Annotated in this window: 23 protein-coding genes and 1 tRNA gene; 16 read left to right on the top strand and 8 right to left on the bottom strand. The window is 69.9% G+C overall.

What is annotated here, in order from left to right; all coding sequences use genetic code 11:
• Positions 1-125 precede the first annotated feature (125 nt).
• Positions 126-1,559, bottom strand: a complete 1,434-nt coding sequence (locus G9Q41_RS14885; RefSeq protein WP_092527621.1) for a threonine/serine exporter family protein — start codon at positions 1,557-1,559, stop codon at positions 126-128.
• Positions 1,560-1,991: 432 nt separating this feature from the next.
• On the opposite strand from G9Q41_RS14885, the gene G9Q41_RS14880 reads away from it, so the two are divergent.
• From G9Q41_RS14880 to G9Q41_RS14860, 5 genes are all read left to right on the top strand, one after another.
• Positions 1,992-2,067 (top strand) — tRNA-Thr (locus G9Q41_RS14880).
• Positions 2,068-2,212: 145 nt separating this feature from the next.
• Entirely contained in the window at positions 2,213-4,969 is a 2,757-nt protein-coding gene (locus tag G9Q41_RS14875) for a hypothetical protein (protein ID WP_165632810.1), read from the top strand.
• A gap of 2 nt (positions 4,970-4,971) precedes the next feature.
• On the top strand, positions 4,972-6,474 hold the full coding sequence (locus G9Q41_RS14870) for an AAA family ATPase (protein WP_165632811.1): 1,503 nt from the start codon (positions 4,972-4,974) through the stop codon (positions 6,472-6,474).
• A 288-nt stretch (positions 6,475-6,762) separates the two neighbouring features.
• The gene (locus tag G9Q41_RS14865; RefSeq protein ID WP_165632812.1) at positions 6,763-7,266 is read left to right on the top strand and encodes a GNAT family N-acetyltransferase; all 504 of its coding nucleotides are present in this window, start codon (positions 6,763-6,765) and stop codon (positions 7,264-7,266) included.
• A 98-nt stretch (positions 7,267-7,364) separates the two neighbouring features.
• Positions 7,365-8,306 carry a threonine/serine dehydratase gene (locus G9Q41_RS14860; protein WP_165632813.1) on the top strand — a complete coding sequence of 314 codons (942 nt, stop codon included), beginning with the start codon at positions 7,365-7,367 and terminating at the stop codon, positions 8,304-8,306.
• Positions 8,307-8,351: 45 nt separating this feature from the next.
• Here G9Q41_RS14860 and G9Q41_RS14855 read toward each other — a convergent pair whose 3' ends face one another.
• On the bottom strand, positions 8,352-9,458 hold the full coding sequence (locus tag G9Q41_RS14855) for an aminotransferase class I/II-fold pyridoxal phosphate-dependent enzyme (protein ID WP_347567539.1): 1,107 nt from the start codon (positions 9,456-9,458) through the stop codon (positions 8,352-8,354).
• Positions 9,459-9,707: 249 nt separating this feature from the next.
• Between G9Q41_RS14855 and G9Q41_RS14850 the strand changes: the two genes are divergently transcribed.
• Positions 9,708-10,151, top strand: coding sequence for an Lrp/AsnC family transcriptional regulator (locus G9Q41_RS14850; RefSeq protein ID WP_092527615.1), 444 nt, complete (start codon positions 9,708-9,710; stop codon positions 10,149-10,151).
• 193 nt (positions 10,152-10,344) lie between these two features.
• Here the strand turns inward: G9Q41_RS14850 and G9Q41_RS14845 are convergent, their stop codons facing one another.
• Together G9Q41_RS14845 and G9Q41_RS14840 are read right to left on the bottom strand one after the other, a co-directional pair.
• Positions 10,345-10,914: an STM3941 family protein gene (locus G9Q41_RS14845; RefSeq protein WP_165632815.1), complete on the bottom strand. Its 570-nt coding sequence runs from the start codon at positions 10,912-10,914 to the stop codon at positions 10,345-10,347.
• Positions 10,915-11,102: 188 nt separating this feature from the next.
• Positions 11,103-11,591 (bottom strand): DUF4188 domain-containing protein, encoded by a 489-nt coding sequence (locus G9Q41_RS14840; protein ID WP_165632816.1) that lies wholly within the window; start codon positions 11,589-11,591, stop codon positions 11,103-11,105.
• 64 nt (positions 11,592-11,655) lie between these two features.
• On the opposite strand from G9Q41_RS14840, the gene G9Q41_RS14835 reads away from it, so the two are divergent.
• Complete coding sequence (locus G9Q41_RS14835) at positions 11,656-12,252, top strand: TetR/AcrR family transcriptional regulator (protein ID WP_165632817.1); 597 nt, start codon at positions 11,656-11,658, stop codon at positions 12,250-12,252.
• Between the two features lie 64 nt (positions 12,253-12,316).
• On the opposite strand, the gene G9Q41_RS14830 is transcribed toward G9Q41_RS14835, so the two are convergent.
• Entirely contained in the window at positions 12,317-12,952 is a 636-nt protein-coding gene (locus G9Q41_RS14830; RefSeq protein WP_092524514.1) for a phosphatase PAP2 family protein, read from the bottom strand.
• A gap of 366 nt (positions 12,953-13,318) precedes the next feature.
• On the opposite strand from G9Q41_RS14830, the gene G9Q41_RS14825 reads away from it, so the two are divergent.
• Complete coding sequence (locus tag G9Q41_RS14825) at positions 13,319-14,404, top strand: hypothetical protein (protein WP_165632818.1); 1,086 nt, start codon at positions 13,319-13,321, stop codon at positions 14,402-14,404.
• 115 nt (positions 14,405-14,519) lie between these two features.
• Positions 14,520-14,783 (top strand): GlsB/YeaQ/YmgE family stress response membrane protein, encoded by a 264-nt coding sequence (locus tag G9Q41_RS14820; RefSeq protein WP_092524510.1) that lies wholly within the window; start codon positions 14,520-14,522, stop codon positions 14,781-14,783.
• A 93-nt stretch (positions 14,784-14,876) separates the two neighbouring features.
• Here the strand turns inward: G9Q41_RS14820 and G9Q41_RS14815 are convergent, their stop codons facing one another.
• Both G9Q41_RS14815 and G9Q41_RS22035 read right to left on the bottom strand, forming a co-directional pair.
• Positions 14,877-15,758 carry a hypothetical protein gene (locus tag G9Q41_RS14815; RefSeq protein ID WP_165632819.1) on the bottom strand — a complete coding sequence of 294 codons (882 nt, stop codon included), beginning with the start codon at positions 15,756-15,758 and terminating at the stop codon, positions 14,877-14,879.
• Positions 15,759-16,087: 329 nt separating this feature from the next.
• Entirely contained in the window at positions 16,088-16,291 is a 204-nt protein-coding gene (locus G9Q41_RS22035; RefSeq protein WP_242687512.1) for a hypothetical protein, read from the bottom strand.
• Positions 16,292-16,303: 12 nt separating this feature from the next.
• Between G9Q41_RS22035 and G9Q41_RS22030 the strand changes: the two genes are divergently transcribed.
• From G9Q41_RS22030 to G9Q41_RS14785, 7 genes are all read left to right on the top strand, one after another.
• Entirely contained in the window at positions 16,304-17,035 is a 732-nt protein-coding gene (locus G9Q41_RS22030; RefSeq protein WP_347567540.1) for a CocE/NonD family hydrolase, read from the top strand.
• Positions 16,960-17,628, top strand: coding sequence for a CocE/NonD family hydrolase C-terminal non-catalytic domain-containing protein (locus G9Q41_RS22025; protein ID WP_347568692.1), 669 nt, complete (start codon positions 16,960-16,962; stop codon positions 17,626-17,628). Before G9Q41_RS22030 ends, G9Q41_RS22025 begins: the two co-directional genes overlap by 76 nt.
• Before the next feature lie 222 nt (positions 17,629-17,850).
• Positions 17,851-18,762: an SAM-dependent methyltransferase gene (locus tag G9Q41_RS14805; protein ID WP_347567542.1), complete on the top strand. Its 912-nt coding sequence runs from the start codon at positions 17,851-17,853 to the stop codon at positions 18,760-18,762.
• A 402-nt stretch (positions 18,763-19,164) separates the two neighbouring features.
• The gene (locus G9Q41_RS14800; RefSeq protein WP_092524502.1) at positions 19,165-19,905 is read left to right on the top strand and encodes a trypsin-like serine protease; all 741 of its coding nucleotides are present in this window, start codon (positions 19,165-19,167) and stop codon (positions 19,903-19,905) included.
• A 514-nt stretch (positions 19,906-20,419) separates the two neighbouring features.
• Positions 20,420-20,977 carry a diaminobutyrate acetyltransferase gene (ectA, locus tag G9Q41_RS14795; RefSeq protein WP_092524500.1) on the top strand — a complete coding sequence of 186 codons (558 nt, stop codon included), beginning with the start codon at positions 20,420-20,422 and terminating at the stop codon, positions 20,975-20,977.
• A gap of 164 nt (positions 20,978-21,141) precedes the next feature.
• On the top strand, positions 21,142-22,389 hold the full coding sequence (ectB, locus tag G9Q41_RS14790) for a diaminobutyrate--2-oxoglutarate transaminase (protein WP_092527609.1): 1,248 nt from the start codon (positions 21,142-21,144) through the stop codon (positions 22,387-22,389).
• Between the two features lie 115 nt (positions 22,390-22,504).
• Positions 22,505-22,897, top strand: coding sequence for an ectoine synthase (locus G9Q41_RS14785; RefSeq protein WP_092524498.1), 393 nt, complete (start codon positions 22,505-22,507; stop codon positions 22,895-22,897).
• Positions 22,898-23,323: 426 nt separating this feature from the next.
• Here G9Q41_RS14785 and G9Q41_RS14780 read toward each other — a convergent pair whose 3' ends face one another.
• Entirely contained in the window at positions 23,324-24,358 is a 1,035-nt protein-coding gene (locus tag G9Q41_RS14780; RefSeq protein ID WP_245695811.1) for an ADP-ribosylglycohydrolase family protein, read from the bottom strand.
• Positions 24,359-24,493: the final 135 nt, after the last annotated feature.

Genomic DNA, 24,493 nt, shown 5'->3' with positions numbered 1-24,493 from the left:
GGCAGAATCGGAATATTCCGACAGAGCTGTTTCATGTTTTTCCCGGTGACTGGAAGGGGCCGGTGGAAACCGGGCCCCGGAGCGGCGTCCGGGCCGAGGCCGCGGAGCCGCCCGCGGTATCCCGGTCAGTCCAGCCTGCGTTCGGTCGGGCGTATGGGCCCGGACATGCGCGGGCCGGACATGCGGCGCTCCAACCTGCCGAGGCCGGTGCGCACGGGCTGGGAGAGGAACTCGCCGAGCACCACTCCCGCGCCGAGTGCCAGCCCGGTGGCCGCGGCCACCATCAGCGTGGACAGCCCGGTGGGGTTGCCCTGAACGGACAGCTCGTAGAGGGCTCGATAGGTGGACAGGCCGGGCAGCAGCGGGGCGACACCGGAGACCGCGACAACCAGTGCGGGGATGCGCAGCCTGCGCGCGATGACGCCGCCGATGAAGCCGACCACGGTGGTGGCCACGGCCGAGGCCAGGATCGAATCTACCCGAACGAGGGTCATGAGCTGGAATACGCTGGCTGCCACGGCCCCGCCCGCACCGGCCACGATCAACGGCCGGGGAGGGGAGTAGCTGGCCAGGGCGAAGCAGGCCGAGGTGGCAGCGCCCGCCATGGCCTGGAGCGGCAGTTTGAGCAGGCCCGGAAGCAGCACGACCCCGCCGCCGACGTTGAGGCCGCCCCCGAGGGACTCGGCCCCGAGGATGCGTTCGGCCCCGTACAGCGCGAGGACCACGCCGGAGATGAGCCCGGCCGAGGTGAGCGCGAGCTCGGCTATGCGGCCCGCCGCGGTGACGTTGTAGCCGGTGATGGCGTCCTGCATGGAGCCGACCACGGTCATGCCGGACAGCAGCACGATGATGTTCGCGGCCACGGCGAGTGCGGCGTTGGGCAGCAGGCCCGTGGCGTAGCAGGCCAGCGCGACGCTGGTGGCGATGGCCCCGCCGACGGTCTGCTGGAAGAAGATCGGCAGGCCGCGCTGGTTGAGGAAGCGCCCCACCCTGTCGACGAGCGCGGTGGCGGCGGCGGCCACCAGCGGCAACTGGGGGATGGCGCCGCCGCTGAGCAGCACCGCCAGCGCTGCGGCCATGCCGGCCCAGGCGAGGGTGGCGACCCAGCGGGGGAAGGGGTGTGAGGCTCTGGCGACGGTTTCCAGCTCGGCGTAGGCGTCCGAGGTGGTTATCTCACCGGCGACGATGCGACGGATCAGATGTTCGACCTCGGCCAGGCGCGTGTAGTCCAGTGAGCGGTTCCGTACGACCCGCAGGGAAGTGATCGGAAGGTTCTCGGTTCCCCGGTAGCACGAAACGGTGATCGAGGTGTAGATCACGTCCACTTCGCAGTGCGGGAGGCCGTAGGCATCGGTGACGCTGGTGATCGTGGCGCTGACGTCGGAGGCGCCGACGCCGCTGGCCATCTGGATCTCGCCGATGCGCAGTGCCAGTTCGAGTACGAGGTGGACTGTCGAGTCGTCCGGCAGGGAAGGGCCGTAAACGACGTTGCGAGTCCCGACGGTTTCGGAAGGTTCGCGCCGCCGCAGCACACCACGTGCGCGCTGCGTGATTCCCACTGCCGTTCTGCCTCCTTGCCTGGACTTGCGCGTGCCGCGCTGATCGTGCTCTTCTCCCCGGGCATCGGCATCCACGTACGCACCGTTGCACCCGTGCATGGTGTCGTCCATCACTGAACTTCTTGTTCACCGACTGTGTCGTACGGGATAAAGGTGCGTGATCTTCGAGCAGCGCGGTCGGCTGCGCTGCGAGTTGCGGGATGTGCCCCGTGCCGCGTCCCGTGTGTTGCCTGGATCCGAGGAAGGGATCCGTGGAGGGGATCCGAGGTGTGCGGTGTCTCCGGCACCCGAGCTTACGCGTCCTCGCGCGCGGCGGGAGTCGATTCACCGCATCGTGGGAGAGCGCGCGGCGGACGCGACCGCGCGGGGGCCGGGGGCACGGGTGCGGCGGGTGAGGGATTACGATGAAACCGCGTGCTCTCGGGCACGCGTGCCGCTGTAGCTCAGTTGGCAGAGCGCCCGCCTTGTAAGCGGAAGGTCAGGGGTTCGAGTCCCCTCAGCGGCTCCATCTCTCACCTGGGATTCCGTGCCCGGGTTCCCCGCGAGGTGATCTCGCCGGATCGGGCCCGGTGCGTGATCGTTTACACTCGACGCCCGTGACCTGTCGCCTCGTGCCCGGTTGAGTGGATTCGGCTCGCCGCTGGGGGTTCAGTATGGCGGACAAATCCCTCGCCAGGGAAACGAGCGCCGTCGTCGCTTCCGCGCACGCGGCTTGTGCGCGCTTCCGGGGCACCGACCCGCTCGTGGTCGGCCGCACGCGCAGGCAGCTCGCGGCGGAGGTCGGCTTCCCGGACGAGTCGGGGCGCGTCCCCCTCGCCCGGTGGATGCGGGCGATGACCTTCGAACGCCTGGTGCGCGAGGACAGGTTCGCCGCCGAGATCGCCACCACCACAGTGGGCGGACTCGGGCTGGACCGTCCCGGTGGGATCGTGACGTCCGACGCGCACGAGGACGGTGGCAGGACGGCAGATCTGCTCGCGGAGGCGCACGACAGAGCCGTCTCGGAGGGCTCGGTCACGCTGATCCACGGGGCAGCGATCCCGTTCGCCGATTTCGCGGAGCGGGACGCCGCCGAGGTGCGCCCCGACTTCGTCGTCGTCGCGGCGCGGACCGATCGGGACGGTGCGTCCTGGTTGATCGTCGGTGGCGCCAAGGACTACGAACGGGTGAGGTCCCGGATCGAGGACAGCAGGTTGCTGAAGGGCTTCCTGCAAGTGGCCCTGGGGGCGGAATCCGCCGCGTCCTGGTCGCAGGTGCCCACCGGCATGTCGGTCCACTCCTGCGGAGTGCTGGCCGTCCCCCGCAACGCCTTCCTGCAGCCGACGGCTCTGGTGGAATCGCTGGACGACCACCGGGCGGAGGTGCGGATGCGCGTGGCGGAGCGGCGGCGCGAGGTCGAGCAGCTGCCACCGGTCGAACCGCAGGACCTCGCGAACCACGTCGCGCATCTGCGGGCGACGTTCGACCCGGCCACGTGCACCACGTGCACCCTGTTCTCCTACTGCCGCAACGAGCTCAGGACCTCGACCGACCCGACCGACCTGCTGGTCGAGCTGGGCATACCGAGCGAGACGCGCCCCCACGTCGTCGGCCTGGTGGACGGAACGGGCCCTCTCGGCAGGGCCCCGGCCTCGGTGGTCGCCAACGTGACGGCGACCTTGGAGGGGGTCGGGCAGTCCACCGGCCAACGCCGCATCGACCAGGCCGGTCGCCCGGGCACCGTCAACGTGGTTCTCGCCAAGTCGGACTCCGCGGCGCTCGGGGTGCACGGGATCGCTGCGCAGCGCATCACGCCGGAGGGACGTGAGCCGTGGCGGACCACCGTCTTCGACGATCCGCAGTCCGCGCGCTGCCGCCGCGAGGTGATGCGCCTGCTCGGGCGGGAACTGTCCGCGGCGATGGTCGAGGTGCGCGCGGCCGACGCGGCTGGTGCAGCCGAGGTGGCGGACTCCTCGGGCCCGGTTCACCTCGTCCTGCCGGACCAGCCCACGGCCGACGTCCTCGTGTCGATCGCCGACAACTTGGCCGGTGTCGAGCTCAGCCGCTTGCGCTGGGAACGGGACGAGCACATGGGGCGCGCTCCGCTGACGTTCGACGGGGAACCGGCCGAGATCCCGCCCCCGCTGCAGGAGACCGAGCGGATCGCCGTCTCCTTCCTGCTGGAGGCCGACCGCGCCAGGGCGCTCACGCTGCGGTCCCCGATCGTCGATCTCGGAGAGGCGCTCGCGCGGCACGTGGTGGCCGGAGGCCCCCAGGTCGCCTCCCATCGCCTGGACTACCTGCTGGCCTGGGCCGAGTCCACGACCGACGGCCCCGTGGAACCGCGCGAGCTGGAGGACGAGATCGAGGCCGCTCTCCACACCCCCGGCGCCCGGCTGACGAGCCGGTCCTCCGACGCCATCCACGAGGCCCTGACCGCACCGGGCGACCAGCGCAGCGAAGCCGGTGCGCACCACGGGGAGACGAGCGGGTACGCGGCGCTGGTGACCGCCGAGCTCGACTACAAGCGCGGGATCGTGGAGCGCGCCCTGGACGTGTTGGAGGCCGTTCCGGACTCGCGGGTGCGCGAGGTGCACCGGGAGATCGAGGGCGACGCCCAGGCGGTCTGGCGGCGGCGGTTGGCGCTGCGCGCTTCCGACCTGGTGCGGTTCGGCCGAACGCACCGCTACTGGCGCAACGCGCTCGTGCCCGTCATCGAGAGTGACGACAAGTGCCGGAAGCAGCTGCTCGCGCTGACGAATCCGCAGACCGCGGAGGACCTCGCCGTCGACGCGGGCGTGCGGGAGGTCGCGGTCGCGACCGTGGCGGGCACCAGTCCGCTGGTGTTGGACGTCGATTCCCGCCGGATCGGCGGGGGAAGCAGGATCGTGCTGCTGCGGGTCAACGGCGAGATGTGCGTGGAGCGTCCGGAGGTGGGCCTCACGGTCCAGAAGGGCAGTTTCAAGTTCGCGGGGCTGTCGATCGGGGCGTTGACCAGCACCGGCGAGCTGGCGACGTCGCGCCGCTTCGAGTGGGAACCGGAGAACGTCCCCGAGCTCTCGGTCGGCGACCGGCTGGTGGTGGCCGACTTCGCCTGGTTCGCCGCGAACAAGAACAACCGGTTCCTCAACCTCACCCGGCCGCGAGTCGACGACGTCTCGGCGCCGAAGCCGACGTGCGAGCCGAGCTCCTACTCCGAGGACCCCGAGAACCACGAGCGCTGCTGCCGCCCGCACGAGGATGCCGAGGCCGAGCGGGCCGACCGGATCGCCGAGCGCCGCGCTCGCGGCGAGCTCAACCCGGAGGTGTGGCCGCCGGTGGCGGACTCCGACGGGTTCGAGGTGGCCCCGGCGGACGCGCCGGTCGCTGACGTCACGGCCGAGCCGGTGACCAGCCCGCCCGACGACGTGACCATGGACGACCTGGAGTGACGGTGACGGTCGAGTTCTGCCAGCCGGAGCCGCGGGGCGCCGACCGCGTCCACCACCACCGGGCGGCCGCGGGCAACACCGCGGTGGCCGAGGAGGCGGCCGGGGTGCTGCGCTCCGCGCTGTCCGGCACCGCGTCGCTGGACCGGATCCTGCTCAAGGCCGCGGCCGGTGCAGGCAAGTCCCACGTGTTGAAGAAGCTGGTGGCCGAGGCCGTCGGGCACCCCGAGTGCTCGCGCGTGGCGGTGATCGCCTTCACGAACAAGCAGGTGCACCCGCTCGCGGCCGCGCTGGGGCGCTCGCTCGGGCCGGAGCGGGTGTGCCTGTCCGTCAGCAAGGCCCGGTACGAGGAGGTTCCCGAGGAGGCGCGGGCGAACTCGACCGTGGTCACCACCGCTTCGGAGGTTCCGGCCGAGTGCGCTGTGGTCGTGTCGACGTCCCACAAGCTCGGTGCCATCGGTGAGCTCGACCGGTTGACCGAGCACCTCGGCGTCGGCCGCAACGGTGAGTCCGCGTTCGACGCGCTGTTCGTCGACGAGGCCTGGCAGCTCCCGCACCACCTGTTCGACAGGGTCGCCAAGGCGGCGCCGATCACGGTCGGGGTCGGTGACGTCGGCCAGCTGCCCCCGCTGGAGGTGGGGGCGAACCCGTGGCGGGGAGACCCGGGGTTCAACCCGTACCGGGCGTGGCCGACCGACTTCGAGGACGACGAGCGGACCTGGTCGGTCGAGCTGCCCGCGGTCTGGCGGCCCGCGGCTGGCCACCTCGACCTGTGGCGGGCCTTCTACCCCCAGTGGCGCGAACTCCACTGCGTGGCGGCGCCGGGGGACAGGGCACTGGCGGCCGAGGGGCTCTCCGGGGACAACGCCGCGATCTGGAGCCAGGTCGGCACCGGGGTTCCGACGCTGCTGGAGGTCGAGGGGCTGCCGGAGCCCGAGAGCCCGGACGTCGACCTGCCGCTGACGAGGACGGTCGAGTCCCTGCTCGACGGGCTGCTCGCCGCGGGGTTCGTGCTCCAGCACGCGGACTACGACGGCGAGGGGGCCCCGACGGGGGAAACGAGCACTGCGCGGCCCGGCGACGATTCCGGAGATCCGCTGATAGCGATCCTGGCCACGCGCAACCAGGCCGTGGACGACGCGGCCGACGCCGCCGAGCGGCTGCGCGCGAAGTACGCGCTGGGCGAGACCGAGATCGTGGCTTCGACGGTCGATTCCTGGCAGGGGCAGACGAACCGCGTCACGGTGGCTATTCACCCGCTGAGCGGGGCCACGCAGCTCGACGAGTTCAACTCCGCTTTCGGCAGGTTGGCCGTGACCTGCACGCGCGCCACCCACGGGCTGCTGATGGTCACCCGTCCCGGGATCGATCAGCTGCTCGGCGAGGCACCCGCCCGACCGGGCACCCCGATCGGGGAGCCGGGCGATCGGCAGTTGCCCCGGCAGACCCACCAGCGCATCCTCGACACGTTCGCCAGGGGCAGGATCGCGGTCGGGGAAGAGCACTGACAGCAGCGCGATGGCGCTTTGCTCGGTGGGTCGGTTGGCCGGCACGTGAGTCGGCTCCTCGGAAGCGTTGGGCACGCTGGTGAGCAGCCCCTGCGCGGCAACGGCCCGATCTCGCAGCGCATCCGACTCACGCCCCGGGCCTCTTCCCGAGTGGGCTCGAGGCACTCGGGGCGGAGTCAGCCTTCTGCTGGAGGGTTCGAGGGGGCGCCGCGTTCGGTTCGACCTCGCGCCGGTGGGCGCTGCTCGTGGGCGTTGGGTCCCACGCGCTCCCCGGATAGCCTGTGCCGCATGGTCGACACGCTTCCTCGTAGGGTCGAGATCGCCACGCCCGATCAGGTGACTTCCATTCACCGGCTGCGCAGGCATCTCGAGGAGTGGCTGCACGCCAGGGGAATCCGGCAGTGGCCGCGCGGCGAGGTGAGCGGGGAGGAAGTGGCCGCCCAGGTCGATCGTGGGGAGTGGCGCTGCGCGCACCTGCCGGACATCGGCCTGGCCGCGGCGATGCGGGTGCTGTGGTCCGACCCCGATTTCTGGGGCGCCGACGCCACCCCCGCAGTGTACGTGCACGGGCTCATGGTCGACCGCCGCGCGGCCGGGGCGGGACTGGGCAAGTTCATGTTGGACAGTGCCGCCGAGATCGGGCGGGCGGCAGGTGTGGAGCTTTTCCGGCTCGACTGCGTCGAGTCCAACCACGTGCTGCGTGCGTTCTACAGCGGCCAGGGATTCCGCGAGGTCGGCAGGCGCGACTTCGGGAACCTGTTCAGCGTGACCCTGTTCGAGAGAGCTCTCTGACAGCACCGGGGCGGCGCTCTGCCGCGCACGGTGGGAGGAGATCCCGGACGGCGTGAAACCGTTGGCGCGGGGGCGATCGGGATGGGCAGACTGGCCGCATGGTCACTCGTTCCGACGTCGAAGCGGCGCAGCAGCGCATCTCCGGGCACATCAGGCGCACTCCGGTGCTCGAACTCCCGCCGGGAATCGTGCCCGGTGCGGCCAAGCTCTGGTTGAAGCTGGAGCAGTTGCAGCTGACCGGCTCGTTCAAGGCCCGGGGCGCGTTCAACCGCGTTCTGTCCGGGATCGCCTCCGGGCAGGCCGATGACGTCGGAGTGGTGGCTGCTTCGGGGGGAAACGCGGGGCTGGCCGTGGCCTGCGCGGCCGCGCGGCGGAACTTGCCCGCTCGGGTGTACGTGCCGGAGAGCGCCCCCGCGGTGAAGGTGGCCAAGCTGGAGAAGCTCGGCGCTGAGGTGGTGCGCACCGGTCGGAAGTACGCGGAGGCCTACGACGCGGCGGTGGCGGACGCGTCCGGCTCGGGCGCGTTGTTCTGCCACGCCTACGACCAGCCCGAGATCTGCGCGGGCCAGGGCACGCTGGGCACGGAACTTCTCGAGCAGACCGGTGGGGAGTTGGACACGGTCCTGCTCGCCGTCGGCGGGGGAGGTTTGATGGCCGGTGTCGCCGCGGCCACCGAGTCCTCCGCTCGGGTGGTGGGCGTCGAGCCCCGCACCATCCCGACCCTCGGTTCCGCCCTGGAGGCCGGTGGTCCGGTCGAAGTGGACGTTTCCGGGGTGGCCGCCGACTCGCTCGGTGCTTCCCGGCTCGGCGACCTCGCCCACGAGGTGGCCGTGCGCACCGGGGTGGAGTCGGTGCTGGTCGAGGACTCCGACATCGTCGCCGCTCGCGAGCACCTGTGGGACGAGTACCGCGTCGTGGTCGAGCACGGCACGGCGTCGGCGATGGCGGCGCTGCTGTCCGGAGCCTACCGCCCCTCGGCGGGCGAGCGGGTGGCCGTGGTGCTGTGCGGGGCCAACACCGACCCCACCGACCTGGGCTGATCCGCGCGGAACCGCCGCGGTAGCGGGGCCCGCGTCACGCACCGGTCACAGCCGTTCGGCCGCCGCGAGCACGTCGGACACGAGATCGGAGCTCTCCTCGATACCCGCGGCCAGCCGGACCAGCCCTGGCGGGATGCCCGCATCCGCGAGCTGCTGTTCGTCCAGCACCCCGGCCCACATGGCCCCGGGGTGCACGGCCAGGCTCTCGACTCCTCCGAGGCTCGCGGCGCGCCGCGGGTACCGCAGTCGTTCGATGAACGTGCTCGCCGCCGTGTAGCCGCCGGTGAACTCGACGGCCAGCACCCCTCCGTAACCGCTCATCTGCTCGGCCGCGAGCGCGTGCTGCGGATGGCTCTCCAGACCGGGGTAGTGCACTGCGGTGACGCCCGGGTGCGTCCGCAGCGCTTCCGCGAGGGCCTGGCCGTTGGCGTTGTGCCGCTCCATGCGCAGCGGCAGGGTGCGCAGGCCGCGCAACAGCAGCCACGCGTCGAACGGACCGAGCGTCGCTCCGGTGACCACACCGGTCTCCCAGACGCGGTCCAGCAGCTCCGCCGGTCCGGCGACGGCTCCGGCGGAGACGTCCGAGTGCCCGTTCAGGTACTTGGTGGCGCTGTGCAGCACCAGGTCGGCGCCGAGCTCCAGCGGTCGCTGGTTCACCGGTGTGGCGAAGGTGCTGTCGACCACCGTCCGGGCGTCGTGCGCGCGGGCCAGCTCCGTCACGGCCCGCAGGTCGGTGATCCGCAGCAGCGGGTTGCTGGGGGTTTCGAGCAGCACGAGCTTCGTTCGAGGAGTCATCGCCCGTGCGAACTCCTGCGGATCCGTCTGGTCCACCTGGGTGGTGTGTATGCCCAGGCGGGGCAGCAGGTTCGTCAGCAGCGAGGCTGTGCCGCCGTACGTGCTGGTCTGCCCGATCACGTGGTCCCCGGCCGAGGCCAGGCTGAGCACCGTCGTGGTGAGCGCACCCATCCCCGAGGCGGTGACCAGGGCGGTTTCGGCGTTTTCCAGTTCGGCCAGCACGGCCGCTACGTGCGCGTGGTCGGGATTGCCGTAGCGGGTGTAGAAGTCCTGGCCACGGGGCTCGACCGCGGCCGCGGCGAACGCCCGCTCGTCCGCGGAGTGGAAGGTCGCCGACTGGTGGATGGGCGGCACCACGGGACCCCCGTCCCGGGATGTCCCGCGGTCCGCGTGGACTGCGCGCGTCTGGTCCGGCTCGGACACGGCTCTCCTGTTCTGTTGCGGGGAAGGTTCCGTCACACCGGGCAGTGTGCGGCCGGGACCGCAGCGGGGTCAGCACGAGCGGGGAGATTTGGCAGTGCGTTGCGTCGCTCCCGGCATTGGATTGCCGCCTAGCATGGAATGGCGCAACAGGATGCCAACAGCGGTGAGATGGGATTTCCGGGCATGGACGATGTCGACAGGGCGATCCTGGAGGTGCTGGAGCGGGACGGCCGTATCAGCAACCAGGAGCTCGCCGAGCGGGTCGGGCTGTCGCCCTCGCCGTGCCTGCGGCGCGTCCGTCGCCTGGAGGAGTCCGGAACCATCCGCGGCTACCGCGCCGTTGTCGACCCGGCCGCGGTCGGACGGGGGCTTCGCGTCTTCGTCGGCGTCCGGCTCGAGCGGCACGCCAAGGAGGACGTCCGCGAGTTCGAGAGCCGGGTCGTGCTGCTGCCCGAGGTGGTCCGGTGCCACCACGTGACGGGCAACCACGACTACCTGCTCCACGTCGAGGTTCCCGACCTGCCCACCTACGAGACGTTCCACGCCGACAAGCTCGCCGAGCTCCCCGGAATCGTCGCGGTGACCAGCTACATCGCGATGAAGACACTTCCCGCGGGCGAGGGCTGAGCCGTCCCGCCGCGCACCGGAGGCTGCCGTGCTCCCGGTGCGGTGCCCGGGTGGCGCTCGGAACGGGGTCACCGCGTGGCGCGGGCCGTCGACGCGGCCGGGGCCGGTCCGGTGCTTCGCTAGCCGCACCGGCCGTGGTGCTGATCGGTTCCCGCCCCCCGGGAGCCGCGGTGGGGCCGCTTCGCGGCGGAACTCAGACCCCGCGCGGGGCCTTCTCCGCCGCGAGTCGGATCTCGGCGGCGAGCTGCGGTACCGGCATGGCCACCGTGGTCTGCGAGATGTTGACCGGTGTGCCGGTCATCCTGGTGCTGGTGCGCAGCAGCAGGCCCTTGAATCCGGTAACGCGTCCGAGCACCTTCTCGGGGGCGACGAGCACGACGCTCAGCACGCGCTGGGTGCCGTCGGTGTCGGCCACGGCCCCGGCGATGTCGTGCCAGCCGATGAAGCCGACGCTGGTCAGCGAGGCGTGATCGCGCAGCCCGGCGTTGTCCAGCAGCACGACCGGTTTCGGCTTGAACAGGCGTAACGCTCCGTAGACCAGGAACGTCCCGAAGAACACGATTCCGGCGGCGCCGAGCGCCAGGAAGACTCCCGCCCGTGGTGCCGAGCTCATCGCGGTGACGGCCTCGTAGCACATGGTCAGTCCGAACAGGATGAACACCAGCGCGCCCAGCGTCAGCAGCCCCAAACGGGTTCGGTTCGGGTAGACCGCCAGCAGGTATCCCGGATCTCCGGGGCGCCCGGTTCGCTGGACCGTGCTCATCCGTTCCTCCTCGTCCGCCGTTGCTCGATCCGGGATCCGGCGTGCGGCTCGGCACTTCCGAAGCGCTGAGCTTGCCATCCCCGGAAGTGGGACGTTTCGGCCGGGAGCGTGAAACGCGTTTTCACCCGGTCGTGTCCGAAGACGTCCCGATGATCCTCGTGGCGGGGAGCTGAGGAGCGGCCGCGGGGTCAGGTCTCGTCGGTGCCGTGGGCGAGGCGGGCCTTGGCGGTCTGCCTGCCCGGTCCGATCGGCACGTGGTGGGTGGCCTTCGCGAGTCCGAAGGCGGGCATGTTGTCGTATACGGCTTCGGCGCGTCCGGGGCTGACGAGGTAGGTCTCGTGCCATATCCCGACGGTGCCGTCGGCGCCGATGCGGCGGTTGAACTCGCGCCACGCCGTCGCGTGCGGCGCTGAGGAGGACGTGGCGAAGGTGTGCAGCTCCTCGACGCTGCGCCAGTACTGCACCACGAGGATCGTGCGGCCGAACCACATCCTCCAGTTCAGCAGTCCCGCGTCGCGGGTTTCGAGGTGGCGCAGCATGCGCGGCATGGCGGTGACCACCGTGGCCCACTTGTCCGCTCGCCACCAGTGGTTGAAGCGCATTCCGATCAGGAAGACCACGGTCTCCTGCCCGTCGAGGTCGGCGGTGTAGCGCCCGTTGAACACTTTCCCGGTCATGGAGGGATCCTCGATCAGGTTTTGCAACGCTGTTTCAGAATAGCGCGGGATCTACCCTGGGTCCATGCCTCGGCCACGAGTCCACGACGAAGTTCTGCGGCAGCGCCTGCTCGCACTGGCTGGTGAGAAGCTCTCGGAGAAAGGGCCCGAAGGGGTGAGCCTGCGAGCTCTGGCCCAGGAGGCCGGGACGACGACCAGAGCCATCTACTCGCTGTTCGGCGGGCGGGAGCAGCTGCTGCGAGCCGTTTTCGACGAGGCGTTCGCCCGGTTCGGGGCGCATCTGGCCGAGGTCGCAGGCACGGGCGACCCGCGCGAGGACATCCTCCGGCTCGGACGCGCCTACCGCGCCAGCGCGCTGGACGACCCGCACTTCTACGTGGTCATGTTCGGCTCGACCCCTTCGGGGGTGAAACCGGGGCAGCGCTCGCAGCAGCGGGCCGCGGACACCTTCGAGCCGCTGCGCAGGAGCGTGGAGCGGGGGATGCGGCAGGGCGTGCTGCGGCAGGACGATCCCCTGCGGGTGGCGACCGCGCTCTGGAGCGCGGTGCACGGCCTGGTCTCGCTCGAGCTCGGCGGACACCTGGCCGTGGAGCTGGGCGATCCGGCCGAGTTCTTCGAGGCGTCGATGCGTGCCGCGCTCACCGGTTGGGAGGCGGACTGAGCGAGCGCCCCAGGGCCGCACCGCTGCTTGTGTGACCGGAGGGCGGCGCGGCGGCGATGTTGGTTCACCACGGGATCGGGGTGGCGTTTCCGACCAGCATCGCGAAGCACCCGCTGCCGACGAGCGCTCCGGTCAGCGCGCCGCCGACGACTTGCGCGGGGGTGTGGTCCTCGACGGCCACGCGGGCCCAGGAGACGGCCGCCACCACGACGGCCAGCAGCCACCAGAGCGCCCCGTAGGTCAGCGCCAGCACGACCGTGGCCCCTGCGGCCACGGCCGAGTGTATGGAGACCTTCCAGAAGATGGTGATCGCTCCGGTGAGGAACAGGCTCACGATCATGCCGATGTCCAGCGCGATCAGCGGCCACGGAGCCTCGGCCGAGATCAGTATGGCCAATCCGAGCATGCTGAGCACGATCAGCGTGATGAAGGGGATCAGCCGCCCGCGGCGGTCCCGGACGTGGTGCCCGTCCCACCGCCCGGTCCGGCTGCCCCAGACGACCACGCCCATCGGCAGCACGCTGCTGGTCAGCGCGACCACCGAGCTCCACAGCACGGTCGGGAGCACGGCCCCGGTGGCCTGCCAGGCCACCGTCAGCGGTAGCACGAGGACGATCACCGAGGGAGCCAGCGCCTCGTTCAGCAGGCGGGCCGTGGCCGTTCTCCAGTCCCGTCGCGGGGGCGAGGTGTGGGTGCTCATGGCTCTCTTCCGTCGAACCGGTGCTCGTTCGGGTGTGGAAGGTTCGAACACTACCGGAGAACGGGGCGGAAGAGCTGCCTTTCGCGGGAGTGGTCAGCCCGAAGTGGGCACTCCCACGGGCGGTCGTGCGGGACTGCGCCGTCCGAGAGCAGTCCCCGCGTGCGGGGGTCGGCCCGACACGACGGCCTGCCCGTGCGCGAGCTTTTGCCCGAATCGCCGCGCACCGGCAGGAGATGTTGCTAGTCTGCCCGGCGTGAAACAGCGCAGCGACCGACCGACCGAGAACTCGTTCCACTCCGGACAACTTCGCGCGGCGGGAACGGCAAGCGCCTCCCGCTGCGGCGAGTCGAGGGGACCGACGGCCCAGTGAGACCGGCCGACCGCTCCTTCCTGCTGCGCTTCCTCCAGGTCCCGCCCTCGCTGGAGCGCGAGCTCCGCACCGCCACCAGGAGGGCGGGCGCGGTCTCGACGGTGCTGGCCGTGCTCACGGGAGCCCTCGTGTTCGCGCTGTGGGGCACGGTCAACTTCGTGCTGGTGGTGGAGGGGCTGACCGCCCTGGCACTGCTGGTGTCCGGCAGCGTCCTGCTGACAGCACCCTCCCACCTGGCGCGGGGACACCTGAACCTGGCACTGGCCGAGCAGACCGGACGCCTCACGCTGCTCTGCTGGATCCTGACGATCGTGCTCGCGGTGCCCGCCCTGATCGGCGTCCTCGTGCGGTCGACCTCCGCGGTGGGGAGCTCACCCGCGGCTCTGATCGTCGTCCTGCTGCTCGCCGTGCTCGCTCCGGTCTCGGCCGGTTTCGGCCACTTCGGGACGCGAGGGCTGCTCCCGCCCACGTACGGGGTGCTTCAGCGACACCACGCCAACGGGCGAGCTCCCGGCGCTATCCCGAGCGGAGCGGTCGAGTTCCCGGACTCCGTCAACCTGCCCGAGCGGGAGGCGCGCCGGTCGCGCAAGGCCGCCACCCGGCTGGGCGGCGTCTCGACCGCGCTCTCCGGGACGATCGCGATCGCGCTGCCGGTGCTGGCGTACTGGCTGCCCACCGGTCCGTACTCGTTCGCGTCCAGCGCGGTGCCCTACGCGGTCATGGCCGCGATGATGGCGCTGTGCAGCGCGATCCTGGTGTGGACCGGGCGCGGCTGCGTGACCGCCTGCAGGCTGGACGTGCCGAGCTCCACCGTCAAGCGGCGGGTGCTGCTGACCCCGCTCGTGTTCACCGTGATCATGGCCTCGTCCTGCTACGCGATGCTGACGGTCAACGCGGCTCCGCCCGCTGCCTCCGGTGGGTGGGACGAGCACTCCGCTGCGGCCGTTGCCGTCTTCACCGCGCTGCCGTTCGTGGCGGTGGTGCTCGCGGGCGTCAACTACTTCGCGGGCCGTGCGCTGTTCCCCTCTCCCGTCACCCTGCTGCGCAGGTTCGGACCGCCACCGCACTGGCCCCGGCAGTGAACCGGTCGACGGAGCCTCCGACACGCCGATATGACGAGGATCTCCGTTTGAAACACCGCCTTCTGGGGTAAAAGTCGTTCAGGTAGTAGCGCCGACCCACGAAACGGAGTTCACGGTGGGCATTCTCAGCTGGATCCTGTTCGGTCTGATCGCGGGAGCTGTGGCCAAGGTGATCATGCCGGGCAAGGATCCGGGCGGAATCATCGTCACCATCATCATCGGCATACTCGGCGGGCTGCTCGGCGGCTGGATCGGCACTTCCTTCTTCGGCTCGGACGGTGTGTCCGGTTTCAACCTCGCCAGCTTCATCTGGGCCGTGATCGGCTCGCTGATACTGCTGATCCTCTACCGGCTGATCTTCCACCGCAGCCGCTCCTAGCAGGGCCCGGCCGGGGCGTGAGCTCACCGCTGCGGAGCTCCCCGCCCCGGCCTTCAAGCCTTTCCAGTCCTTTTCAGCTCTTTCTATCCCTGGTCAGCGCAGGGCCAGTGGCAGATACGTGGCCCCGCGCAGCTCCGCGTCGTCGATGGTTCGCGGCGCGCGGGCGAGCTGGGGCAACCGCTCCCGCATCAGCCGAACCGGCTCGTCGACCTCGGCGGGCGTGGCGAGCATGATCGCCGCCCAGGGGTGTTCGGTGGAGCGGAAGAAGACCCTGGTGCCGAAGGTGTTGCCGAGTTGCTGCCACGGGCGGCGCAGGCTCTCCGCGGTTTCGGCCGTGGGAAAGCTCAGGTGCGGCCTGCTGACGTGGGTGCTGAGCACCCCACCCGGATTCAGCAGCTGCCGGTAGGTGGTGAAGAACCCCTGCCCGTACATCGCGTTGTGGCCCGCGTCCTGGTCCTCGTCCTCCTCCGGCAGGTCGAGCACGATCACGTCGTAGCGGTCACCCCGGCGCAGCGCCTCGGAGACGAAGTCGGCCCCGTCGGCGTAGTGCAGCCGGACGGCGCCCTCACCGCGCTCGGCCCGCTTCAGGTCCTCGGGGGTGTAGCCGTAGGGCAGGTGGTCGGCGCACAGCCGCACGCACTCGGGGTCGATGTCCACGTGGTCGACGTGCTCGACGCCGAGCTCGGTCGCTATGAGCGGGACCGTGCCCTCGCTGCACCCGATGACCAGCACGCTGCGCAGCTGCTCCGCCAGCAGCGCGGCGGGGGTGAACTCGGCCTCGTGGAAGATCAGCTGGCCGTTCTCGGCGCTCTGCGGGTTGTCGTCGCAGAACAGGGTGACACCGAGGTGGGTGTCCGCGATGAGGACACGTTGGAAGTCGGTGTCGGCCGTGCAGTGGACCTCGCGCAGCCGCCACAGGTCCACGACGTCGTCGCGTATGGGCTCACGCAGCCAGGAACCAGTCGTGTTCGCCATCTCACCGCCGTCCGCTCGTCACTGCTCGTAGCTGTAAGTCGGTTCGGGGTTACACCGAGTGCAAGCTTACGAGCGGCCGAAACGAGGATTGACGGGTGGTTGGCTTTTTCGTGGCCGAGTGGTGAATCGTGTGAGAGTCGTTCGCCTCTTGCTACCCGTCAGTAGGAGAGGTTTACTGACGTCCCATGTGTCATGGATCACAGCGCGGTGGGTTTTCCCGGGGCGCGCCGTCGGATCGGAAACGCCCCGCCGTTCCTGCGGAAGGGAGTCGCAACGGTGCGTCGATTACCCGCGCTCGTCACGACCGCGATCACCGCGGTCCTGTGCGGTCAACTGGTGGCCCCCGCGGCCGCGACCGCGGAGGGATTCACCGTCCGCGAGGCGAAGATAGCCGGATCGGGTGGAATTTCACTGGCGGCCAAGGTCATCGAACCGGAAGGCGCGGATCGCGGTCCCCGCCCGCTGCTGGTGATGCCGGCCAGCTGGGCGCTGCCGAACATCGAGTACGTGGGCGCCGCGGTCAGGTTGGCCACGAGTCGGGATGCGTGGTCGTCAGTTACACGGCCCGCGGCTTCCACGGATCAGGGGGAGAGGTCGAGGTCGCCGGCTCCGCGGACGTCGCCGACGCGCGGAAGGTGATCGACTGGGCGGTGGAGCACACCTCGGCCGGGGACGAGCACGTCGGCATGGCCGGGATCTCCTACGGTGCCGGGATCAGCGCCCTCACCGCGGCGGAGGACTCCAGAGTGGACGCTGTGGCGGCCATGAGCGGTTGGTCCGATCTGGTCGCCTCGCTCTATCCGAACGAGACGGTCAGCTCGGCGGCGGCCGAACTGCTGCTCGCCAGCGGGAAGCTCACGGGACGCCTCGGCTCCGACCTGCGTGAACTGGAGCGCGCCTACCGGCAGCACCGCGTCGAGGACGAGCTGGACATGGCCCGCGAGCGTTCGCCGAAGAACCGGATCGACCAGCTCAACGCCAACGGAACCGCGGTGCTGCTGGCCAATGCCTGGCAGGACTCGCTGTTCCCACCCGGGCAGATCACCGAGATGTTCGAGCGGTTGAACGGGCCCAAGAGGCTGATGCTCTCCCCCGGCGACCACGCGACCCCGAACTGTTCGGGGCGGCCGGGCTGCCCAACCGCGTCTGGGAGCGGGTGGCCGACTGGTTCGACCAGCACCTGCGTGGGGTCGACCGGGGTGTGCCCGCCAGTGGGGTGGAGCTCCAACCGCTCAACAGCTCTGAATGGCGTTCGTATTCGAGTTGGCGGGCGGTGAGCCGCCGCACCGAGACGCACTACCTGGACGCCCCCCGGAATCGGCATCCCCTCGTCCCCGGAACGGGTGAGCTGCCCACGGACGAGCGGCCGAGCTGGCAGCACCGGATCGAGGCGGGCGACCCGACGCCGGCCCACAGCGGAACCGTCCTGGTCAGCGGGGCACTGCAGGGATTCACCCGCATGCCGGTGGGGGGCCCGCTGCCGCTGGTGGACCGGGAGGACGCGGCGGTCTGGGCCACCGAGCCCCGTTCCGAGGAAGTCCTGGTCAGCGGAACCCCGAAGCTGGGCGTGACGGTCACTCCCAGCGCGCGGAGCGTCTCGCTGTTCGTCCACCTCTACGACGTGGGGCCCGCGGGGCGGGGCAGCCTCATCAGCCGTAAGCCGGTCACGCTGCGCAGCGGGGAGCCCGGGGTGCAGCGGCGCGTCGAAGTGGCACTGCGTCCCACTTCCTGGGAGGTTCCCGCCGGGCACCGACTGGCGCTGGTGATCGACACCGTCGACACCCGGTATCGGGACGAGAGTTCCGGGGGTACCGTCACGTTCGGCTCCCCGGACGGGAACCCCGCCGACTTGCGAGTCCCTTTCGGGTGAGGCATCGGGACGAGTTCTCGCCTTTCCCGAAAGTGAATCGAGAAACCCGGTGTCCCGGTCTGTTTTCGGGGCGGCGGAGCGGGACACCGGGAAAGATGTCGACACGAATTGTGCACGATTGAGAGCGCAGCGAGTTATTTTTGCGCGGAAGATCGTTTTCCCGTCTTCTCGGCGGGGTGGTGCTGTTCCGAAATTCCCGATGTCGGCTGTACCATGGGATCCATGACGGATGTTCGTCCTCCCGAGGCCCGGAGCGGTGGTGCCCAGGACGAGCCGCACGGGCGGCCGCTGAACCGCATAGCGGGGGACCTCTACGGTCGGGGGGTGAACATGCAGTGCCCCAGCGCCGCGCGCATGTTCGATTATTGCCTGGGGGGAACGGCGAATTTCGCCGTGGACAGGCAGGCCGTTGATCGGCTGCTGCCCGAGGTGCCCGAGATTCAGGTTTACGCCCGTGCCACTCGCGCCTTCCTCTGCCGTGTGATTCGTTTTCTCTGCGACCGGGGAATCGATCAGTTTCTGGACCTGGGGTCGGGAATGCCCACGGTCGGAAACGTTCACGAAATCGCCGGGCGCAGGCGTGCCGGTGCCAGGGTGGCCTACGTCGACGTGGAGCCCGAAGTGGTCTCCCACTCCAAGGAGCTGCTCCGCGGGACCGAAGGGGTCACGGTCACGCAGGCGGACATGCGCGAGCCGGAGGCGGTGCTGGCCGCGCCGGGGGTGGCCGGACTGCTCGACTTCAGTCGCCCGATCGCCGTGCTGGCCGTGTCGGTGCTGCCGTACGTCCCCGACGCGGACGATCCGGCGGGGATCGTGCGTCGCTACCGGGACAACTGCGCTCCGGGCAGTTACCTGGCGGTCTCGCACGGCGCACCGCTGACGATGTCCGTGGACCAGGTGCGCAGCAGCGAGTACGTCTATCAGAGCACGCACACCCCGTTGGCCATGCGCTCCCCGGAGCGGATCCGCTCGTTGCTGCCCGGCTACGAACTGCTCGAGCCGGGACTGGTTCCGCTGCCGGAGTGGCGTCCGGAACCGGATGTGAACGCGGCCCAGGACAGCACTCGCTCGGCGAACGGACTGGCCGCGGTGGGGTACCTGCCGCACGAGGTGCTGGACGCGCGCGAGGGATGAGCACCTCCCGCAGCGGGTGAGGCTCCCGACGATTCCGAGGTCGGGGGATCGGCGCGGAACAGCTCCCGAGGGCGGCGGCCGAGCGCGTCCCGTCAGGCCCTGACCCGTTCCCTGAGGTCCACTGCGGACTGTCTTCGCCCGGTTGGTGCACTGTGGACCTCGATGCCGCCGCACGGCACCGCGGCGGCCGTGTTCCGCGGCTCGTCTCCTGGGCAGCGCGCTGCTTTCGCGGTGCTCGCTCCACGGTGTGCAACTTGATCCCGAGTTGTTCCGTCAGACGGTTCTCGGCTCCAGCTGGTTGGCGACTAGTGACCAAATAGTTGACCTTTCCACTCTTTCGGGTGATGTTTGGACACGTTCCGATCACGAAGCGACCAAGTCGCTGTTCAAGAAGGAGCCAGCTTGTCGATAGCGCGTATCGCGTCCCGGGCCGCCGCCGCGGCTCTGATCGCCGTGGGCATCGCAGCTCCGGCGCAGGCCGCGGCCTCGGCGGAGTCCCCGGCGCCGGAACCGATGATCATCGACGGCGACTACGCCACCGACGCGCCGTGGGCCGCCCGGATGTTCGCCGACGGGCAGCAGGCGTGCACGGCCAGCGTGATCGCCCCGAAGTGGGTGCTCACCGCCCAGCACTGCGTCGAGGGAGCCGATCAGGTCAGCTTCCGCGTGGGCAGCCTGGACCAGACCGAGGGCCGTGAGGTCTTCGCCCAGGACAACGGCGTGCACATCCACCCGAGCGCGGACATCGCCCTGGTCAACATCGCCAGCGAGGTCGACGTCGAGTACGCCCCGCTGGGCAATCCGGGAGACGCCCAGCTCTGGGAGACGGTCCAGACCTACGGCTGGGGTGCCACCTGCACCGATCGCCCCGAGATCGAGTGCCAGTCCCAGCGGCTGAAGGTCGCCGACGTCTCGGTGACCGACACCTCCTGCTCGGACTACCGCGGCGGCACCGCGATCTGCGCCTCCCGCGGTGACGGCATCCCCGCGGGCGGTGACTCCGGCGGGCCGATGTTCGCCAACGCCGCCGACGGTGAGTACGTGCAGGTCGGCGTGGCCTCCACCAGCGACCGCTCCAGCCGCACCGCCTACGTCAACGTCACCCAGTACCGCGACTGGATCCAGTCCTACGCGGGAGTGTGAGCTCCCGACCCGGGGCGAGCGCGCGCCGCGGGCGGTTCCTCGACGAGAGGGGGCGAGGAACCGCCGGGCGCGTGACCCGTCCGGTGGTGCGAAATCCTCCGGCGATGGTCGGGGGATTTTTTCGCGCTCGCGCCCCGCTAGGTGCGTGCGGATTCCGGCGGGCGGATGCGGCGCGCTCGGGGGTGCGGACACCCGGATGGTTTCCGGGTGAAATTGCGAACCGGATGATTGTCCACGAAGTTCGATGTCGGTCCGGGGTGGCGAGTCGGGGGATTCTTTGCCGGAGAAGCCCCGCGTCGGACGAAATTGGATCTTGACTGTAGTAGTTTTCCCTGGTCAGAGGCTTTTGATCTTTTTCTCGCGCGGAGGGGTGCGTTCGCTGCTAGCGAGGTGAAACGTCCTCCACAACGAAAATGTTGCCCTCCTCACGTGTGTTTTTGTTTTCCGCCTGGTGCGGTGTTCGGGCGCCGATTTTCCTGGCGAATTCGCCGGTCCGTGGTTAGTTTGGTGAAACATGACCGGCGAGAAACCGAGCCATGGCAGCGACGAGCTCGATGGCACGAGCGGGGCAGCCGGGCGGGTGGAGATCGACGCTCCGGCCGTCTCGGACGGCCAGGAAATGTACCGGATCACCCGTGATTCGGGGGTGCTCGATGTCAACTCCTCCTACGTCTATCTGCTGTGGTGCCGGGACTTCGCGGCTACCTCCCTGGTGGCCCGCGCGGACGGACGGGTGGTCGGCTTCGTCACCGGCTACCTCCGACCGGACGCCCCGGACACCGTCGTGGTGTGGCAGATCGGAGTGGACGCGGCGCAGCGTGGCCGCCGAATCGCGGCGCGGCTGCTCGACGGCCTGCTGAGCGAGGTCCTGCCGCGCGGAATCCGCTACCTGGAAACCACCATCACCGCGGACAACACCGCCTCGGTCAACCTCTTCTCGGCGTTGGCCCGTGATCGCGGAACCCGGCTCACCACCGGTGAGCTGTTCACCGCGCGGATGTTTCCCGACACGCACGAAGGGGAGGACCTGTATCGCATCGGCCCGCTGGGCACGGCCGGTGCTCCGGTCTAGCGAACCCCGCAGGTTCCCGTCGCGGCGAGCGCGTCCGCGAGCCGGTGACCGACCCGGCCCGCGCCGTCGCGAGAACCCCGGCCGCTTCCGATGCGGCCCCACGCGCACACAACCGGCCCGCGATCGCGTTCTCGAACGCGGGCGACCGGTTCGAACGGAGGATCGTGAAGGACGTTTTCGCAACCCGGGAGTCCGAGGTGCGCAGCTACAGCCGCACCTGGCCCGTGGTTTTCGACAAGGCCCAGGGCAGCTGGTTGTACGATGAGCACGGCAAGGGATACCTGGATTTCTTCGCCGGAGCCGGTGCGCTCAACTACGGGCACAACAACCCGCTGCTGAAGCGCAGGCTCATCGACTACATCGAACGCGACGGGGTGCACCACGGCCTCGACCAGGCCACCTCGGCCAGGGCCGAGTTCCTGCACACGCTGAACGAGACCCTGCTCGAGCCGCGCGGGCTCAACTACAAGGTGCAGTTCCCCGGGCCGACGGGCACCAACTCGGTGGAAGCCGCGTTGAAGCTGGCCCGCAAGATCACCGGACGTGAGTCGGTCATCAGCTTCACCAACGCCTTCCACGGGATGACCCTCGGCTCGCTGTCCGTCACGGGCAACTCGATGAAACGCGGCGGTGCGGGAATCCCCCTGGTGCACGCCACCCCCATGCCGTACGACAACTACTTCGACGGCCAGGTGGACGACTTCCTGTACTTCGAGCGGTTGCTGGCCGACAGCGGCAGCGGGCTCAACGCACCCGCCGCGGTCATCGTCGAGACCCTCCAGGGGGAGGGCGGCATCAACGACTCGCGCGCCGAGTGGCTGCGCAACCTGTCCGAGCTGTGCGGCAGGCACGGCATCCTGCTGATCGTCGACGACGTGCAGATGGGTTGCGGCCGTACCGGCCCCTTCTTCAGCTTCGAGCAGGCGGGCATCGAGCCCGACATCGTCTGCCTGTCCAAGTCGATCGGGGGATACGGCAGCCCGCTGGCGCTGACGCTGATCAAACCCGAGCACGACGTCTGGGAGCCGGGCGAGCACAACGGGACCTTCCGGGGCAACAACCCGGCCTTCGTCACTGGGGCCGAGGCGCTGCGGCAGTACTGGAGCGACGACGCGCTGCGGGACTCCACCCTGGCCAAGGGCGAGCGGGTGGCAGGCACGCTGCACGAGCTCGGCGCGAAGCACCCCGGGCTGGTCTCCAAGGGGCGGGGACTCGCCCGCGGTCTCGGATTCGCCGAGCCCGAGATGGCGGGCAAGGTCTCCAAGGCGGCCTTCGACAGGGGAATGATCCTGGAAACCGCGGGCCCGCAGGACGAAGTGGTCAAGATCATGCCGCCGTTGACGGTCACCGACGACGAGATCGAGCAGGGGCTGGAGATCCTGCGGGACTCCGTGCGAGCGGTGTTCGCCTGACGACGACCTCCCGCCGCTGGGCGGGAGAGCACCGGCGGGCAGGGCCCGGAAGGACCCGCGAGCGGCGAGGGCTCGCGCGGGGAGACGACGAACGGCGCGACGAAGGGAGCAGGCGATGATCGTCCGCACGGTCGGGGAGATCGAGGACACCGACGCCGACATCAGGACCGAGAACTGGCGCAGCAAGCGCATCGTCCTGGCCAAGGAGAAGGTGGGGTTCTCGGTCCACGAGACCACGCTGTACGCGGGCACCGTGAACGACTTCTGGTACGCCAACCACATCGAGGCGGTGTTCGTCTTCGAGGGCGAGGGCGAGATCCTCGACCACGGCACCGGTCGGACGCACCGGCTCGGGCCCGGATCGCTGTACCTGCTCGACAACCACGACAAGCACCAGGTGCGCCCCGAGACCGACATGCGCACGGTGTGCGTGTTCAACCCCCCGGTGACCGGCAGGGAAGTGCACGACGAGGACGGGGTGTACCCCCTGGTGACCGAAGACGACTGAATTCTTGGTCGGTGGTGCCGGTTGCTCGGGTGGTTGCGTGGCGGAACCTCAGTCGGCGCCCGGCTGCGGGTGCCCCGACATCGGGTAGCGACCTACACAACGTCGGGGCCGTCCTCGCCGGGCACTCGACTGAGAACCCGCGGCGGTGCCGGTGGCTCGGGCTCACAGCGCTTTCGTTGGTGTGGGCCTGTTGGTCGGGAGTTCCTGTTCGGGTGCTCTGCGCACTTCAGATGGAAGGCTCCGTTCGACGCGAGTGCTTCAGCCTGACCAGGACGAGAAGCTCCGGTGCGTGAGTCGGATGCATTGCAAGGCCGGGCCGCTCGCCGCGTAGGTCGCTACTCAAGAGCGTGCCCAACACAGCAAGGCGCCGACTCACGTGCCGGCTAACCGGCCACGCAAGCAACCGGCACCGGGCCGAAACACAGCTCAGCCGAGGCTGAGGTACCTCCGATCGTTGAACTTCTCACCGACGCAGGAGGCGCCGAGGTCGTGTCCGATGCGCTCGATCACGTCGGCCAGTTCCAGTCGGTTGAGCCAGGAGCGGGGCAGTGCTCCGGTCCCGTGCCGCGCTCCGAGGATCGCTCCGGTGATGGCCGCGGTGGTGTCGCTGTGCCCCGAGTGGTTGGCGGCCAGCCGCAGCGCGTCGCAGAACTGGTCCCGCTTGGGCAGGGCCAGCGCGCAGTACGCGCCGATGGACAGCGCTTCGGGGCCGATCCAGCCCTGACCGAGCCGCTGGATGTAGGCGGTGCGCACGTCGATGCGTGCCAACGTGGCCGCGTCGGCCAGTCCGGAGGCGGTTTCCCCGTCCTCGCGCAGCACTCGTCCGGCTGTCTGGTCCACGGCCTGGGGCAGCCGCCTGCCCTGCACGGCCAGCAGGTGTATCAGCGCGGCCATGGCTCCGGCCGAGGCCCAACCGGCCGGAGCACCGTGGGTGAGCGCTCCGAACTGGCACCCGAGGGTGTAGGACATCTCCACGGTCGGGGCGAAGCCCGCCGCCGCGGCGCGGTCCACCGCCCCGCAGCCCTTGGAGGTGTTGGCCGGTTGTTCCGGCGTTCCGAGCAGTTCTTCCTGCAGGGCACGCAGGCTGGTCAGTCCGGGTGAGCGGTTGGCGTAGAGCTCGTGCTCGGCCATGAGCCCGGTGGCCCCGTAGTGCGGTTTGCTCTCCTGCTGGGTGATCAGCCACCTGCGGTAGGCGGCCGCCGTCGCCTCCACCGGGCGCCACCGTCCTCCGTTGTTTCCGGTGGCCCAGGCGTGCAGATACCCCTCTCCGGTGAACAGCAGCATCTGGGTGGCGTCGCCGAGCAGGGCTTGCGGTGGTGGTTCGACCACTCCGGCCGGTCCGTAGCGGGCACGTATGTCCCCGTACTCCTCGAACTCGACCGGAACACCGAGGGAGTCGCCCAGCGCCGCACCGAGCAGACACCCCACGGCACGATCCACCACTGTGGACGATGTCGACACGCGGGATACCTCCACAGTGCTCTTGCGGGCGTTCGGGCGTGAGTCCCGACTCTACTGGGCGTCGGAAGGAGCTTGGCAGATAACGGTCCCATTTATATCGCCGAGTTTGCTCACACTTCGTGTCCATCTTCGGGC

Origin of the sequence: Actinopolyspora sp. BKK2, from assembly GCF_011291845.1 — a bacterium.
Lineage (GTDB): Bacteria > Actinomycetota > Actinomycetes > Mycobacteriales > Pseudonocardiaceae > Actinopolyspora > Actinopolyspora saharensis.
This window is presented reverse-complemented; position numbering and strand designations above follow the sequence as displayed.

What these genes read in the sequence shown, in the direction of transcription:
- G9Q41_RS14815 (WP_165632819.1), bottom strand. Translation starts at nt 15,758, where the DNA reads ATGGCGAACACGACTGGTTCCTGGCTGCGTGAGCCCATACGCGACGAC.
- G9Q41_RS14845 (WP_165632815.1), bottom strand. Translation starts at nt 10,914, where the DNA reads ATGAGCACGGTCCAGCGAACCGGGCGCCCCGGAGATCCGGGATACCTG.
- G9Q41_RS14785 (WP_092524498.1), top strand. Translation starts at nt 22,505, where the DNA reads ATGATCGTCCGCACGGTCGGGGAGATCGAGGACACCGACGCCGACATC.
- G9Q41_RS14875 (WP_165632810.1), top strand. Translation starts at nt 2,213, where the DNA reads ATGGCGGACAAATCCCTCGCCAGGGAAACGAGCGCCGTCGTCGCTTCC.
- G9Q41_RS14830 (WP_092524514.1), bottom strand. Translation starts at nt 12,952, where the DNA reads ATGAGCACCCACACCTCGCCCCCGCGACGGGACTGGAGAACGGCCACG.
- G9Q41_RS14865 (WP_165632812.1), top strand. Translation starts at nt 6,763, where the DNA reads ATGGTCGACACGCTTCCTCGTAGGGTCGAGATCGCCACGCCCGATCAG.
- G9Q41_RS14840 (WP_165632816.1), bottom strand. Translation starts at nt 11,591, where the DNA reads ATGACCGGGAAAGTGTTCAACGGGCGCTACACCGCCGACCTCGACGGG.
- ectA (WP_092524500.1), top strand. Translation starts at nt 20,420, where the DNA reads ATGACCGGCGAGAAACCGAGCCATGGCAGCGACGAGCTCGATGGCACG.
- G9Q41_RS14860 (WP_165632813.1), top strand. Translation starts at nt 7,365, where the DNA reads ATGGTCACTCGTTCCGACGTCGAAGCGGCGCAGCAGCGCATCTCCGGG.
- G9Q41_RS14835 (WP_165632817.1), top strand. Translation starts at nt 11,656, where the DNA reads ATGCCTCGGCCACGAGTCCACGACGAAGTTCTGCGGCAGCGCCTGCTC.
- G9Q41_RS14850 (WP_092527615.1), top strand. Translation starts at nt 9,708, where the DNA reads ATGGACGATGTCGACAGGGCGATCCTGGAGGTGCTGGAGCGGGACGGC.
- G9Q41_RS14805 (WP_347567542.1), top strand. Translation starts at nt 17,851, where the DNA reads ATGACGGATGTTCGTCCTCCCGAGGCCCGGAGCGGTGGTGCCCAGGAC.